We start from the raw sequence: 16,023 nt of genomic DNA, 5'->3' as shown, positions 1-16,023 counted from the left end.
TTGTGTTCCCAAAAATTTTTTGCAGCATGGAGGATTATCTGAAAGGACTTAATGAATCACAATACGAAGCCGTTACCACATTACAGGGACCATTAATGGTTCTTGCAGGAGCGGGTTCCGGAAAAACGCGTGTACTTACCATGCGGATTGCCCATCTCATTACCAACGGAAACGATCCTTTTAATATTTTGGCGCTTACCTTTACCAATAAGGCGGCAAAAGAAATGAAAGAACGTATTGCAAAAGTAGTAGGACAGAGCAATGCAAGAAGTCTCTGGATGGGAACCTTCCACTCTGTTTTTGCAAGAATTCTGAGAAATGAAGCGCATTATTTGGGATATCCTTCCAACTTTACCATTTACGATCAGCAGGACGCATTAAATGTCATCAAAAAAGTGTTGAAGGACATGAATATTGATGCCGATCTGTATAAACCCAAAAAAGTTCAGGCAAGAATTTCGACCTATAAAAACAACCTCATCACCGTAAAAGCTTATTTCAACAATCCTGAGTTGATGGAAGCAGATGAAAAAGCCAATATGAAATTTATCGGGCAGATTTACCAGCGGTATGTAGAGCAGTGCTTCAAAAACGGATCGATGGATTTTGACGATTTGCTGTTAAAAACCAACGAATTGTTAACCCGTTTCCCTGAAGTATTAGCAAAATATCAGGACAGATTCAGATACATTCTTGTGGATGAGTATCAGGATACGAACCATTCTCAGTATCTTATCGTTAAAGCTTTAGCCTCAAAATTTGAAAATATTTGTGTCGTGGGAGACGATGCACAGTCAATCTATTCCTTCCGTGGCGCGAATATCTACAACATTTTGAACTTTAAAAAAGACTATCCGGATGCAATGACGGTCGCTTTGGAGCAGAATTACCGTTCTACCCAGAATATTGTAAATGCTGCGAATGTAGTGATCGCGAAAAACCTTCAGCAGTTCAAGAAAAATGTTTTCAGCGAAAATGAAGAAGGAGAGAAAATCAAAGTATACCGTTCTCTTTCCGATGCCGATGAAGCGAATTTCGTTGCCGGAAACATCTGGGAAACCAGAAACCGTGAGCAGAGAAAATACAGCGATTTTGCCATTTTATACAGAACCAACTCTCAGACGCGTGCTTTTGAAGATGCACTGAGAAGAAAAAATATTCCTTACAAAGTCTACGGAGGTCTCTCTTTCTACCAGAGAAAAGAAGTAAAAGATCTCATCGCTTATCTGAGACTTTTAGTCAATGAAAACGATTCTGAAGCGTTGATGAGAATCATCAACTATCCTGCAAGAGGAATCGGAGAAACCACCCAGAATAAACTGGTTGTTTTTGCAGATGCACAGAATGTTGCCGTTTCAAAAGTTTTGGATAATTTACCGATGTATGCGCCACATTTAGGCTTAAACAACGGTGTTTTAAACAAACTGAACGACTTCTGGTCCATGATCAAAGCCTTTCAGGTACTGCTGAAAACGGAAACTGCGTACAGCGTTGCGATGGAAGTGGCAAAGCGAAGCGGACTGATTAAATTTTTAAAAGACGATCAGACTCCCGAAGGAATTTCCCGTGTAGAAAACGTTCAGGAATTAATGAACTCAATGCAGGGATTCATTGAAGAACAGATGCAGTTGGAAGACGGAGATCCGAGCTTACCGAATTTCCTTGAAAACATTGCCCTTTCTGCCGATACACAGGATAAGAACAATGAAGAGGATATGGTTTCGCTAATGACGATTCACCTTTCAAAAGGTCTTGAATTTCCGGTTGTACATTTGGTGGGGCTTGAAGAAAACCTTTTCCCGAGCTTCATGAGTTCTTCCACAAGAGAAGATCTGGAAGAAGAAAGACGTCTCTTCTATGTTGCTTTAACGAGAGCCGAAAAGCAGGTGTTTTTCTCTTATGCCGTTTCACGTTTCCAGTGGGGGAAAATTACCGATGCGGAACCTTCAAGATTTTTAAGTGAAATAGATGAAGAATATATCGAATTTGTAAATCCTGCAATTGAAAAACGTTTTATCAACAATTCCGGCATCAAATCCAATATTTTCGATGAGCATCCTTCCGAAATGAGAAGTTTCAAAAAAGTGGAAAAGAAAACCATCGAAAGAAGCGACAGCTCAAAACCGATTGCAGAACCACGCAAACTGAAACCTGTAAGTACGGCAAAAATCATCAATCCGAGCGGAGCTTCTTCTCAGGATATTGAAGTTGGTGATAAGGTAAGACACGACCGTTTCGGAATCGGAGAAGTAACTTTCCTCGACGGAACTGATCCTCAGAATATCAAAGCCAAAGTAGTCTTTCAGCATGAAGGCGAGAAAAATCTTATCCTGAAATACGCGAAACTCACTAAGATCTAAAATTCATTTCAACTTTAAAAAATAGAAGATGACAATATTCATTTTCTGAATTCTTTTAGTCTATTAATTTTGTGGACTAATAAATATAATTTACATTTGCACTTTTAAAACATGAATTTAAAGTGAGGAATGTATGAAGAATAAAAAAACTATTTTTTCGGCATCGGTATTATTTTTCCTGGGAACATTTGCATACGCACAGGAAAAAGATACAGTAAAAACAAACAACTTAGAGGAAGTTGTTATTTTGGGATCAAGAGGCGGAGCAAGGTCTAAAGTAGACAGCCCGGTTCCGGTGGACGTTTTCAATATCAAAGAATCTTCGGTTATTTTACCGCAAACAAACGTTGCACAAATCCTTAATTTTATTGCACCGTCGTTTACATCAACCATACAAACCAATGCAGACGGAACCGATCATTTGGATCCTGCACAGCTCAGAGGGTTGGGTCCCGATCAGGTTTTGGTTCTGGTAAACGGAAAAAGAAGACACACTTCCGCGTTAGTCAATGTAAACGGATCTCCGGGAAGAGGAACAGTAGGAACCGATCTTAATGCCATTCCGTCTTTTGCCATTAATAAAATTGAAGTCTTAAGAGACGGTGCTTCTGCACAGTACGGTTCGGACGCCATTGCCGGAGTCATCAATTTAGGACTGAAAAGAGATACCGGAAAACTGACGGGACAACTAAGCTATGGCGGAAATCTTACCCCGACAGCCAACGATCATACAGGAGATTTTGACGGACAGAATATTCAGGTAGACCTTAATTACGGAAATAAAATCGGAAAGAAAGGCGGATTTTACAACATTACATGGACATCCCAGTTCAGAAATCCTACCTACAGAGCGGGAACAGAAAGCGGAAACATTTTCAATGCTTACAACGCGATCGAACAGCGTGCTTTAAACAACGGCGTGAATCTTTCATCCTTTTTCACGAATATTAACAATACTCCGAATTCCCAGCAGATCATCAATTATATTCATCAGTATGCACAGGAAGTTAATTATTTTTCTCCGACATTGCAGAACCAGATCCAGTCGGCGAATACAATTTCCGCATTACAGGGAATTTTAAATACGAATGTGACGGATCAGGAACTGGCTTACAGAGGTTTGTCCAGAAAAGATTTCAATATGCAGGTGGGACAGTCTAAACTGAATAACCATCAGCTTTTTGCCAATGTAGAAGTTCCGCTGAACGACAACTGGAAAGTTTATACTTTTGGCGGATACAGTTTCAGACACGGAACTTCGGGAGGATTTTTCAGAAGACCTAACCAAAGCAGAACATTTACAGGATTATATCCCAATGGTTATCTGCCGCAGATCGGAACAGATATTCAGGATCTTTCGCTTTCCGCAGGAATTAAAGGAGACTGGAAAGGCTGGAATATCGATTTCAGCAATACTTTCGGGCAGAATTCTTTCAGTTATGATATTAAAAATACCGGAAATACCTCTTTAAGATTCAATTCTCCGAATGAATTTGATACAGGAGGTTTAAGATTTTCCCAAAATACAATCAATTTAGATTTTTCAAAGAAATATGATGTCTGGAGCGGAATCAATGTGGCTTTTGGAGCAGAACACCGTTACGAAAATTTCAAAATAACAGCAGGAGAAGAAGCATCTTACGCTACGTATGATGTTTCCGGAAATCTCTGGACCGGAAATACAGTTCGTCCGACCGACTTTTTCGGCGCTACACTTCCGGGAGGTTCTCAGGTTTTCAGTGGATTTAAACCAGAAAACGCAGTAAATAAAAACCGACAGGCAATTGCTGGATACGCAGATGTTGAATTCAATTTTACCAACTGGTTATTGGCAGATGCAGCCGTGAGATATGAAAATTATTCAGATTTCGGTTCTACATTCAATTATAAATTAGCTTCAAGAATCAAAGTAAATAAAGACCTTAATTTCAGGTTTGCAGGTTCTACAGGATTCAGAGCGCCTTCCATTCATCAGATTTATTATAATGTAACATCAACTTTGTTTACGAACGGACAGCTTCTGGAAGTGGGAACATTCAGCAACGATTCAAAAGTTGCCAATTCATTGGAAATACCAAGTCTGAAACAGGAAACTTCAAAATCTGCAAGTGTAGGATTTACCTATAAAATTCCTTCGGCAAAACTTACGCTTACCGCAGACGGATATTTCATCAGAATTGATAACAGAATTCTGCTTACCGGTCAGTTTGCAAGATCTGCCGTTTCTCCGGCAACGCAGTTGATTTACGATGCCGAAAGAGTAAATGCCGTACAGCTTTTTACCAACGCAATAGATACGGAAACCAGAGGACTGGATATTGTTCTTGCGCATAATGCAAAATTCTCCAACATCAAACTGGATAATAATTTTGCGATCAATCTTAACCAGACCAGAAAAGTCGGAGCCATCCATTCATCCGGATTACTACAGTCTTCAAATCTGGAAAATGTTTATTTTTCCGAAGCATCAAGAGTGTATCTGGAAGAAGCAGTTCCCAGAGTAAAAGCCAGCTTATCCAATCAGCTTACGTGGGGAAATGCCATTTTCTATCTTAGAAATACCTACTTCGGAAAGGTAACGAGCGCCGATATTATCGATGCAAACGGAGACGGCATCATTTCTCCGAATGAACATCAGGAAATTACAGATAAAATCATTACCGATGTTTCTCTGGCTTATCAGTTTACCAAAAATATAGGACTTACTGTTGGTGTCAATAATCTGTTTGATATTTACCCAACGAAAAACCTTCCTGCTTCTTCCAATAACGATCAGTTTATTTACTCAAGATCGACTTCACAGTTTGGGCAGAACGGAAGATTTGTATTCTCAAGACTTAACTTTAATTTTTAAGTGTTTTTTAATTCTCAATCTTAAATGAATCCGGTTTTTCCAGGTTCATTTTTTTATTTGGCTGAAAGACAATTTGTATCTTTAAACCATAAAAGTTATACAATGAAAAGGATTCTGCTATTTTTACTTCTTACCCTGTTTTCCACACCGCTTTTTTCTCAGGAATACCTCACCGAAAATAATATCCATTATTATGATGAAAAAACCAGTAAATCTGATGCTTACATCAATGAAAGATGCGTGCTGGATATTTATATTCCGAAAAATGTGAAAAATTTTCCTACGGTGATCTGGTTTCACGGCGGAGGTTTAACCGGAGGTGAAAAGGAAATTCCGGAAGGGCTTAAAAATAAAGGAATCGCCGTGATTGGAGTTAATTACAGACTCTCTCCGAAAGTTAATGCTCCGAAATACATTGAAGATGCAGCCGCAGCAACAGCATGGGTTTTTAAGAATATTAAAAATTATGGAGGAAGTGAAGATCTTGTCTTTATTTCAGGACATTCTGCGGGAGGTTATCTTGCCATTATGGTAGGTTTAAATAAAATGTACCTGAACAAATACGGAATTGATGCTAATAAATTTGCTGGAATTATCCCTTTCAGCGGACAGATGATCTCGCATTTTACCACAAGAAAAGAAAAAGGAATTGATGAACTGGATGCCAGAATTGACGAATATGCACCGCTGCATTTCATAAGAGCAGATGCACCGCCTTTGTTATTAATTACCGGAGACCGCGAGAAAGAGCTGCTCGGAAGATATGAAGAAAATGCTTATATGGCGCGAATGATGAAGCTGAAAGGTCATAAAGAAACCACTTTATATGAACTTCAGGGCTTTGATCACGGAGGAATGGCGCAACCCGCTTTTCCTTTGCTTATCAACGAAATTAAAAGAGTGGAAAAGGGCAGGAGATAGGATGGAGGAAGGAAGATGGAAGATGGAAGATGGAAGATGGAAGTATGATGAGGTAGGCTAAAGCGGGAAGATGGAAGTTAGAAGCAGGAAAATTTGATGTTAATAAATATACATACAGATTTTAAACTTCCATCCTCCAGCTTCTAACTCCCATCTTCCACCCTCCAACTTCTCGCCCAATTATTTTGCAAAGTTTTTTATTTTTTCTTTCTTTGGAGCGAAAATAAAATGATTTCGAACGATGGGTATGTTTTACAACAATGCGGTTTGTGATATTTATATAGGAAAAAGTGCAGGAGCTAAAATGATGCAGGATATCAGAAATGCTCAGAGAAATGTGAAAATTGTTTCCCCTTACCTTTCTCCTTTTTTAATTAAAGAGCTGATTTACCTTCATTCCAGAGGAATTAAAATAAGATTGGTTACCAGCGATGAAATCGAGGATTTTTACGGCTATGATAAGAATATTCACAAACTGATTATTCAGAATAAACACGTTGACGAAATGGCAAAACAGACAAGAGACAATCTGGTAAGCCTCTCCGGAACCCTGCTTTTTGCCATGATCGGTTTGGGCGTGGTTTTGCTTCCGTTGATGTACCTTTTAAACAATCTTAAACTTGCTTACGGATTTATTATTGTCATTTTAATGTTTCTGATAAGAGATTCCATCGTTAAAAAAATAAAAAAGACAAAAGTGTATCATTACAGCTACAAACAGCTTTTTCCCTTCAAGGTTTTTGTTTCTCCGAATAGCGGAAATTCTACCAATAAAACCTTCATTCACAGTAAAATTTACATTATTGATGACGAAATTGCTTATTTAGGCTCTTTAAATTTCACAGGAAGCGGCGTGAAAGACAACCACGAAACCAGAATACGAACAACCGATCCGGAAGCCGTTGCTAAAATCATCGAAGAAGTTAAAGAAATTTTTTATCATTCCAATCTTCCGGAAAGAGATATTCAGTTTTGGGGAAGTCAGTTGTACGAAGAACCGGATAATTAATTTTGTTGATAGTTGATAGTTGATAGTTGATAGTTGATTTACGTTGGATTAAATTTTTAAGCAAAAAATTCACAATTGACTGCAGAGCAAATTCACCATTCACTTTAATTAATCACCGCATTTATTTTCTGCCACAAAACATCATCGAAATCAGAAAGAGCAAGATTCACATTGTCTGCAGCATCGCCCATTCTGATGATGACGAGTTTTTTGCTTGGAACGACATAGATTTTTTGATCATTTTTTCCTAAAGCACAAAACATATCATCCGGCGCACTCGGAATCAGTTTTCCGTTGAACTGAAACTGAGTCTGCGGCATATGATAACTTGTCTTTCCGTTCAGCCACCACAGATAACCGTAGGCTAAATTTATACTTTGGGAAGTATTCGTCGCACTTTGAAAATAATTGGAATTGATGATCTGTGTTCCGTTCCAGTTTCCGTTGTTTAAAGCCATCAGTCCGAAACGCGCCATACTTCTCGTCGTACTCCAATATACACTGTTGTCACCACTTTGAATCCAGTTTCCCGTCATCCCGATTTTATCCCTCAGTTTGGCATTGAAATATTGTGACCAAGTTTGTCCCGTTGCTGCGGCAACCACATCCTGAAGTTTTACATAGACATTGTGATACGCCCATCGTGTTCCTGCATCGGCTTTGTACTGTAGATTTGCCGGACTTACATTATCTCCGAGACTGTCGTCCAGACCGGAAGTCATTGTCAGTAAATTCCGGCAGGTAATTAAATTTTCTTTTGCCAATGGAGCGCTTGTCCAGCCGGTTCCGATGTATGTGGAAACTTTATTGTTGATATTGATAAATCCTTCCTGTTCTGCAATTCCCGTTACCGTTGAGGTTAACGTTTTTCCCGCGCTTGCCCAATACCAAGGTGTAGTAGAAGTATGTCCCGAAAAATAGTTTTCCATAACGATTCTTCCGTTTTGCAGGATCATGAAACTTTTAGAATGTTTGGTTTCCAGATACGTCAGAAGATCCTGAACTTTTTCCTGATGCCAGTTTAATGAAGAAAGAGATTTGGTTTCCCATACATCACTGTTGGAAGGAGGAAAGTACATGGCTTCTGTTGTAGAAACCGTACTGTTCGGATCTGAAAAGGGTTCCGTAGTATCATCAGAAGAACTGCAGGATAATGCTAAAAAACAAAAAGCAGGAACAGAAAATAGATTTTTTATTTTCATACGAAATTAGTTTAAATTCTAATTTTTAGATCATCATAACAAGGAATAGTTAAAAACCTTTCATAAAAAATGTTAAAAAGATCTTCAATTGCAATTTAAACTAATTTCAGGATTAACTGCAAAAGATGCAAAAGACAATAATAGAGCGAATTTTCAGAATAAGCAAAGCGTTCAAAAGAATAAAAATCAAAGATTTTTAAAAACTATTGTGATCTTTTCTTTTAAAATCAGCACTTTGAATAAGGATTAGTTTATCTTTTGTGGTTATATAAAAAGGTTAAATATTCTTTGTTGAAAAGCAAATTATCTTCAATTAAAATTTAAACTAAAACTTTTTACTTTTTGTGCGCATCAATAAAACGGATCATGTCATCCGTAAGCTGATCCATATATTTTTTATCAGTTGTTCCGAAACCGTGTGTTCCATTTTCAACTACAACAAGTTCAGTTTCTATATTTTGTTTTTTCAGCTTTTTTACCAGTTTTTTAGAATGACTCAATGGCGCCACCTTATCTTTATTTCCATGAAGAATAAAGGTTGGAATTCCGTTTTCCGTCTCATTGATCGGGGAAACCGTTTCCAGATAATCTATGGCTTTTCTTTTTTCATCATTAATATCGTACCCGGAAATTCCATAAACCAGTTTCTTTCTGATCTCAACAATCGGCTTAAAGAACAAACCGACAATAGACACTGGAACTTTTCCCAGTCGTGTATGAAGAAGTTTATTAATATCAGTCGGTCCGAAATTATCAACCACATAATTTACCTTTGCTGAATAAGAAGATAATTCAGGGCTTCCCAAATATTCATTATCATTCGTGTATGCAGCCATCAGAGCGAGATGCGCTCCCGAAGAAGCTCCGAAAAACCCTATGTTATTGGGATCAAAATGATACTGATCTACATTTTTTCTTACCCATCGCACCACATCTTTGGTATCCTGAATCGGCAGCGGAAAATGTACGGTTTCGCTTACAAGAGTGTAATCGATGCTTACCACAGCGTAATTTTTTTCAACAAGCTTTAAAATGAAATTTTCGATGTAGTTGTTGGATCTTACTACTTTATCACCTTTTGCCCATGCTCCGCCGTGAACATAGATTACCACAGGAAGTTTTGCGGAACCCGTATTTTTAGGTTTGTACAGATCCAATTTGATGGGATTTCCGGAAGCATTATTTTTATACGTTATATTTTCTGAAAAATCCGTTTTTTTGGGAAGAAGAACACTTGGCGGTGTCGGAGTTCCTTCGATCGGACCCTGAGAATAACTCAACGTAAAAAAGCTGAGCAGAAAAATAAAAAACAGGCTTTTAGAAAACCTGTATGCCGTATTGTCATTCGTAAATTTCATAGAATATTTTTTTGAGGGTATTATTTTACTAACTCCTCAAAAAGCCTACCAAAAGTACCTTCCAGATTTCTGGATTTCCCAGGATGAGGTCTTGAAGTCTGTACAACAGAACTTCTTACGGCAGTCAGCCAACGGAATCTTTCCGGAATTTCAAGCTGTGCAATCGGTCCGCCGTCTTTTGCGCCGTCAGCGATTTTTTTGAAACTTTCCAGATTCTGGATCACGTCTTCATAGTCTATTTTGCTTCTCATCAGCTTAAATTTATCCGGACAGAGGTAAAATTCCACCTTAATGAACTTCTCTTTTTTTGAAAACATCACCAGTCCGATATTGAAAAATTCTTCTCTTTCAACCTTCGGAACCAATCGTATTACCGCGTATTCGTAGATTTTATCCTCTTGCATTTTTAGCTTCGTTTAAAAAGATTTCAGAATGTTCTAATCGGGTCTTCAGGAAGTTGAAATAGATTTCACGGATTTCTTCCGGCGTTTCTTCCGCATCATTCCATTGCAGCCAGTCTTCGGGAATGATATTCACAATTTCCCTAAACACCTTTTCGTTGAGTACTTCTTTGGCAAACAGATCGGCTTCATCCAGCTTCGATGCCTGTGGAAGCAAAACATGATCTTTTACATATTTAAAAGGTGTTTTTGCTGCAGCATCAAAATTCTGCCATGAATGATGGAAGTAAAAAGAGGCTCCGTTATCAATAATCCAGAGTTCTTTATGCCACATCAGCATATTCGTGTTTCTGAAAGTGCGGTCAATATTCGTGATAAATGCATCCAGCCAGACGATTTTTGAAGCCAGAAGCGGATCGATCTTCACACTCGGATCATAAGTAATGGAACCTGAAAGATAATGAAGCCCCAGATTAAGACCTTCGGAATTTTTCAAAAGATCCTGAATTTCTTCATCGGCTTCGGTTCTTCCGAAATCCACATCCAGATTCACAAAAACAAGCTCGGGAATTTTCAATCCTAAAATTTCTGTAATCTTTCCGCCGATCAGTTCAGAGATCAGCATTTTTACTCCGTGACCTGCTCCACGAAATTTCAGAACATATTTAAAATCATCATCTGCTTCTGCCAGAGCAGGAAGAGAACCTCCCTCCCGAAGCGGCAGAATATAACGCATGACGGTTACCTTTCTTAAATCCAACATAAGGCAAAAATAAGATATTCCTTTGTGTTTATTTCTATTTATACTATTTTTAGGTAAAAAAATGATTGTTTCGAAATTATGATTCTGAATAGACCATAGCGGAATGAAGAATCTAAATATAAATTTCCTAAACGATGCTTGCATCCATTAATGCTGTGTCGGAATGACAAAAAAGTTTTTTAATAAATCATTATACAATATAATATGCAGGTCACAAAAAAGCAAAATATCATTATTTCCAATCCTGAAACCAGAGATTTTCTCGCCGATGCCTTTTTTCCGGAAACTGAACAGAAATTACCGTTGGTGATTTTTGTTCATGGCTATAAAGGCTACAAAGACTGGGGCGCATGGAATCTTATGGCTGAAAAGTTTGCGGAAGCCGGATTTTTCTTTGTGAAATTTAATTTTTCGCACAACGGAACAACGGTTGAAAATCCTCATGATTTTGATGATCTTGAAGCTTTTGGAAATAATAATTATTCCAAAGAGCTTTCGGATCTGGGAACTGTGATTGATTACTTCGTTAAAAATGAAAAAGTAGATGCTGATAATATTATCCTGATCGGTCACAGCAGGGGAGGAGGAATTTCTATCATCAAAAGTTTTGAGGATGAAAGAATTAACGGTTTAATTACGCTTGCAAGTGTAGATACACTGGATCGTTTCCCGAAAAACGATGCCTTCGAAAAATGGAAGGAAGCCGGAGTGTATTATGTGATGAATGGAAGAACAAAGCAGGAAATGCCTCATTATTATGAGTTTTATGAAGATTTTGAAAATAATTTTCACCGTTTTGATGTCGAAAGGGCAACCGAGATGGCGAAAGTACATTATTTAATCATTCATGGGACAGATGATGAGGCGGTGAATGTAAAAAGCGCAGAGCATCTTCACATTCTGAACCCAAATTCTGAGCTGTATCTTATTGAAAAAGCCAATCATACTTTTGGGGCAAAAGAACCTTGGGAAGAAGAACAACTTCCAAAAGACCTTCATGAAGTTACTGAAAAATGCATTACGTTCATTAAAGAGAAAATATGATTTTTCTGGATTTATAAATAATTAATATTCAAATTAAAAATTTTTCATATTTTAGTGATAAATTAAATCACCAAAAATCAAGTTATTATGAAAAATTCAGAATTAAAGAATGGTCAGAAATTAAGCAGAGAAGCTCAAAAGCATATTGCCGGAGGAGAAAAAGTTTTAATCTGTGCAAGCGGATGCTATAATTACTACTTAAGTGACGGTCAGGGAAATTGTCTTGTACCACCATGTCAGTCACCAAATTTCGGAACAGAAACCAACGCTAATGGACGTTGGCAATGTTGTTATTAAAATATTTTACAAGAAAAAATTAAGGAGCAAAATTTTTTGCTCCTTTTTATTTGTTGATCCTGATCGCATTCTTTTTTACCGATTTTAAAAGACTTCTGAAGTTTTTCATCGTCATCATTTCAGTAGACGGTGTAAAGATGGTTGCTTTCTCACCTTTTTCTACAGAAACTTCCGAATACGCTTTAAGGGTGTAGATCTTTTTCAATGTTTTGATGTCATAAACATCCATCATCGCAAATGTTTCATTTTTTCTGTATTCGTCTTGTACGCCTAAAGTATGATCTAAACCGTTTCTAACTTTGAAAGTATAAATATTCACCAGAAAGTTAAAATCGGAGTTGCTTTTAAGGTCTTCCAGATCTTCCGTTTCCGGACTGAACGGAATATCATGACTGATTAAGTTTTCAGATTTTGCTGTTTTTAAATCATAAGCTTTTCCTTCACTTAACTGAGTAAATAATTTCATGGTTTCTGCAGTCATCATTTCCCGGTGGTGAGCATCAACCGTAGTATTGATATTGTTTATCAGCCATTTTTGATCTTTTGAAAATACGAGCGATTTGCTGTAAATTCCGTAATCTTTTCTAACCGGATAGTAGCATGACTGTAAACCCAGCAATATCAATAATAATAAGAAATATTTTCTCATAAATCCCTTAATAAATCAGAATTTTCCACGCTTCTTCGATTTTACTTTCCAGTAATAATTTCTGAGCTTCCAGATGAACATTCTCGTCGGAATGATAGTTTCCTGCCGGTAAGATTTCAACATTCGCCAACATTCCCAGGTCGTTTCCTGTGAATATTCTGCTGAATTTTATTTCATCTGGAAGAAGATCGAAACCGATTCCTTTCGTTACCAGAGGTTTTGGAACTTCAAAAAGATTGTCTGCCGTATTTCTGGAATACCAGTTGCTTCCCAATCTTGCCACCATATCCAGTTTTGCCTGATCCAGATTTCCGTTTTCATCCAGATATTCTTCACTGATATGAATTTTCTGAACTTCACAGATCACCAGATTTCCTGCACCACCCTGATCGCCCAAAGATTTTACTTCTAGCACTTTACATTCAAAATTTACAGGACATTCTTCAATTAATTTAGGCTGAACAAGATCAGCATCTTTCATCGTTAATCCGGATTTAATGAATTCGTTAACGCCTTCTTCATATTCTGTTGAAGCCAGAGAGATCTGCTGTACAATTGGAAAATTAACTGTGCCGATCACCACTTCCGGAACTTCAAGAACATTTTCCAGTGTATGTTTGATGGTATTGTCACGAACTCTTCTCGAAGGTGAAAAAATCAAAACCGGAGGAACCGTACTGAACATATTAAAAAAACTGAACGGCGACAGATTGCTGTTTCCGTCTTTATCAACCGTTGATGCCAATGCAATGGGACGTGGTGAAACGGCAGTCTGCATAACTGTCTGCAGTTGCACGGGAGTTATTTCTGAGGGGATGAGTGTTTTCATATTTTATTTAACCACAAAAGGCACAAAAGTTTTTTTTAAGTAAATAATTAAATTTTTCAAGATCAAAAAAGCATATCGTAATATTTATTTACAAAAGTTTCATGTCCTTGATGATATAAATTTTTCACATTAAAATTCACCAGTATTCCTTTGGGCTTCTTCATTAAATTAATATAATTCAAAATTTGGGCACGATGAATTTCGTTCAGTTCTGAAACTGCTTTTAATTCAATTACAATTAAATCTTCAACCAAAAAATCACAAAAGAAATCACAATTTATTTCTTTCCCTTTATAAATGATGGGCACTTTAAACTCGGATTTAAAATTTATATTTCTTAATCTGAATTCTTCTTCCAGACATTTATGGTAGACACTTTCCAATAAACCGGCTCCTAAAATTTTGTGAACTTCTATGCATGCTCCGTTAATCTTGTAAGTAAGATCGGTTAAATAAGATTGTGTAATCATAAAAGCTTTTGTGACTTTTGTGGTTAAATCTATTTTTACAGAGCAGGAATGATTTTTCCTGAAACTTCACCGAAACCAACTCTTACCCCGTCTTTTTCAGCCCAGGCTTTCATGGTTACGGTATCGTTATCGTTGATGAATTTTCTTTCTTCACCGTTGTTTAACTGAATCGGATTCTGACCTCTCCACGTTAATTCAAGCATGGAACCGAAAGATTTCGGATCGCTTCCTGAAATGGTTCCGCTTGCATAAAGATCTCCGACTTCCACGTTGCAGCCGTTTACGGTGTGATGAGCCAGTTGCTGCGTCATGTTCCAGTACATATGCTTGTAGTTGCTTTCGCAGATCAGGTTTTGCTCTCCGTTTTCAGGCTGAAGATAGACTTCAAGATTGATGTCGTAATTTTTATCTCCTTCAAATTTCAGATAATCCAGAACTTCAGGATCCTGTGTAGGAGAAGCGGTTCTGAATGGTTCTAAAGCTTCCAGAGTAACCACCCACGGCGAAATAGAGGAACCGAAATTTTTAGCTAAAAATGGTCCCAGCGGAACGTACTCCCAAGACTGAATATCTCTTGCGGACCAGTCGTTGAAAACCACCATCCCGAAAATCGCGTCTTCAGCATCTTTGGTCGAAATACTTTCGCCCATTTCGGTGTTTTTATTGATGATGAATGCCATTTCAAGTTCGAAATCCAATTGTTTACAAGGTCCGAATACCGGCTTTTCTACATCTGCAGGTTTCATCTGACCTTTCGGACGGTTGATTTCCGTTCCTGAAACGACGATAGAAGAAGCTCTTCCGTGATAACCTACCGGAAGATGTTTCCAGTTAGGAAGCAGTGCATTCGCAGGATCTCTGAACATTTTTCCCACGTTGGTTGCGTGTTCGATGCTGCTGTAAAAATCTGTGTAATTCGGAATATGAACCGGCATCATCATTTTAACCTGATCCAGTTCATAGAAAGCTTCTTCGATGGTTTTTTCGTCTTTTGACAAAGTAGAACCTTCCTGTAATAATTCCTGAATTTTTAAACGAACGGCATTCGTTACAGGCTTTCCAAGTTCGATGAATTCATTTAAGGTATAGGCTTCGAAAACGTTATCGCCTAAGCCTTCGATTTCTTCGAAATATCCCAGATCGTATAACGTTGCAAGATCGATGATCTGATCGCCGATTCTTGTACAGCATCCGATGTATTCTTTGTTGAAAACCGCTACACCAAACGGAATATTATGAATAGAAAAATCTGAATCTGATGAATATTCTACAAATGATTTCATAATTTTAGAATTTAGTTTGGACTTTATACAAATCCGTTAGATTTTAAATTTTAAATATTCTGAAGGCTTTTTAATCAGTTTAAGCGTTCAAAATATTTACTTTTTAGATTTGGTTTTGTTTTTAACTTTAGAAAAAGATTCTTCGTCAATCCATCTTGCTTTAGTATTCACGTCGATCAGGTACAGAATATTGTCCTGTCTTGTTAAAAGCAATGTTTTGGTAACGGGGATCGGAACTTTTTTGTTTTCTAGCAGATCAGCTCTTAAAGAAATGATGTTCTTTTTATTTCTCACGATATCTCCTGAAAAAACATTCGAACTGCTTTCTCCGGTGGCTTTATCGTCAAAAACTTCTACATAAGTCGCTTTGTTTCCTTTAATGACAATAAAATCCCTTTCGGTATGGTCTGCTTCATCATTGATGAAAACAAACTTTTTATTATCAATGTTTACCGCTTCCAGATTCTGGTTGACTCCCTTTCTTTCTTCAAGTCGGGTAAGAATATCATTTAGTGAACCGTACTGTGCTTTTAATCCAAAGCTTGCTCCTAAAAATAACATTCCCATTAAAAATTTTCTCATA

Annotated in this window: 15 protein-coding genes; 6 read left to right on the top strand and 9 right to left on the bottom strand. The window is 37.5% G+C overall.

All coding sequences use genetic code 11. The features are described 5' to 3' along the window. Positions 1-26: 26 nt before the first annotated feature. From QWT87_RS14255 to QWT87_RS14240, 4 genes are all read left to right on the top strand, one after another. Positions 27-2,360, top strand: coding sequence for an ATP-dependent helicase (locus QWT87_RS14255; protein ID WP_302716686.1), 2,334 nt, complete (start codon positions 27-29; stop codon positions 2,358-2,360). Between the two features lie 133 nt (positions 2,361-2,493). Further along, on the top strand, positions 2,494-5,214 hold the full coding sequence (locus QWT87_RS14250; protein ID WP_302716684.1) for a TonB-dependent receptor plug domain-containing protein: 2,721 nt from the start codon (positions 2,494-2,496) through the stop codon (positions 5,212-5,214). A gap of 102 nt (positions 5,215-5,316) precedes the next feature. Continuing rightward, positions 5,317-6,135, top strand: a complete 819-nt coding sequence (locus QWT87_RS14245) for an alpha/beta hydrolase (RefSeq protein ID WP_302716682.1) — start codon at positions 5,317-5,319, stop codon at positions 6,133-6,135. A 247-nt stretch (positions 6,136-6,382) separates the two neighbouring features. Beyond that, positions 6,383-7,144, top strand: a complete 762-nt coding sequence (locus QWT87_RS14240) for a phospholipase D family protein (protein ID WP_302716680.1) — start codon at positions 6,383-6,385, stop codon at positions 7,142-7,144. 104 nt (positions 7,145-7,248) lie between these two features. Here QWT87_RS14240 and QWT87_RS14235 read toward each other — a convergent pair whose 3' ends face one another. From QWT87_RS14235 to QWT87_RS14220, 4 genes are all read right to left on the bottom strand, one after another. Further along, positions 7,249-8,346 carry a serine hydrolase domain-containing protein gene (locus QWT87_RS14235; protein ID WP_302716678.1) on the bottom strand — a complete coding sequence of 366 codons (1,098 nt, stop codon included), beginning with the start codon at positions 8,344-8,346 and terminating at the stop codon, positions 7,249-7,251. Between the two features lie 335 nt (positions 8,347-8,681). Continuing rightward, complete coding sequence (locus QWT87_RS14230) at positions 8,682-9,704, bottom strand: alpha/beta hydrolase (protein WP_302716676.1); 1,023 nt, start codon at positions 9,702-9,704, stop codon at positions 8,682-8,684. A 20-nt stretch (positions 9,705-9,724) separates the two neighbouring features. Then, complete coding sequence (locus QWT87_RS14225; RefSeq protein ID WP_302716674.1) at positions 9,725-10,108, bottom strand: DUF3037 domain-containing protein; 384 nt, start codon at positions 10,106-10,108, stop codon at positions 9,725-9,727. Next, a complete protein-coding gene (locus QWT87_RS14220; RefSeq protein WP_273077992.1) occupies positions 10,095-10,868 on the bottom strand; it encodes a HipA family kinase in 774 nt (257 codons plus the stop codon). Before QWT87_RS14220 ends, QWT87_RS14225 begins: the two co-directional genes overlap by 14 nt. A gap of 204 nt (positions 10,869-11,072) precedes the next feature. Between QWT87_RS14220 and QWT87_RS14215 the strand changes: the two genes are divergently transcribed. Further along, positions 11,073-11,912 (top strand): alpha/beta hydrolase family protein, encoded by an 840-nt coding sequence (locus tag QWT87_RS14215; RefSeq protein ID WP_302716672.1) that lies wholly within the window; start codon positions 11,073-11,075, stop codon positions 11,910-11,912. A gap of 87 nt (positions 11,913-11,999) precedes the next feature. Continuing rightward, a complete protein-coding gene (locus QWT87_RS14210) occupies positions 12,000-12,209 on the top strand; it encodes a hypothetical protein (RefSeq protein WP_116099740.1) in 210 nt (69 codons plus the stop codon). A gap of 46 nt (positions 12,210-12,255) precedes the next feature. Here the strand turns inward: QWT87_RS14210 and QWT87_RS14205 are convergent, their stop codons facing one another. From QWT87_RS14205 to QWT87_RS14185, 5 genes are all read right to left on the bottom strand, one after another. Further along, a complete protein-coding gene (locus tag QWT87_RS14205) occupies positions 12,256-12,858 on the bottom strand; it encodes a hypothetical protein (RefSeq protein WP_302716670.1) in 603 nt (200 codons plus the stop codon). Positions 12,859-12,865: 7 nt separating this feature from the next. After that, complete coding sequence (locus tag QWT87_RS14200) at positions 12,866-13,687, bottom strand: flavin reductase family protein (protein WP_302716668.1); 822 nt, start codon at positions 13,685-13,687, stop codon at positions 12,866-12,868. A gap of 62 nt (positions 13,688-13,749) precedes the next feature. Then, entirely contained in the window at positions 13,750-14,157 is a 408-nt protein-coding gene (locus QWT87_RS14195; RefSeq protein ID WP_034673342.1) for a GxxExxY protein, read from the bottom strand. Positions 14,158-14,192: 35 nt separating this feature from the next. Next, on the bottom strand, positions 14,193-15,440 hold the full coding sequence (gene fahA, locus QWT87_RS14190) for a fumarylacetoacetase (protein WP_302716665.1): 1,248 nt from the start codon (positions 15,438-15,440) through the stop codon (positions 14,193-14,195). Between the two features lie 96 nt (positions 15,441-15,536). After that, positions 15,537-16,022, bottom strand: coding sequence for a hypothetical protein (locus QWT87_RS14185; RefSeq protein WP_116099764.1), 486 nt, complete (start codon positions 16,020-16,022; stop codon positions 15,537-15,539). Between the last annotated feature and the right edge of the window lies 1 nt (position 16,023).

It is taken from the genome of Chryseobacterium urinae (genome assembly GCF_030518295.1).
Classification (GTDB): domain Bacteria; phylum Bacteroidota; class Bacteroidia; order Flavobacteriales; family Weeksellaceae; genus Chryseobacterium; species Chryseobacterium mucoviscidosis.
This window is presented reverse-complemented; position numbering and strand designations above follow the sequence as displayed.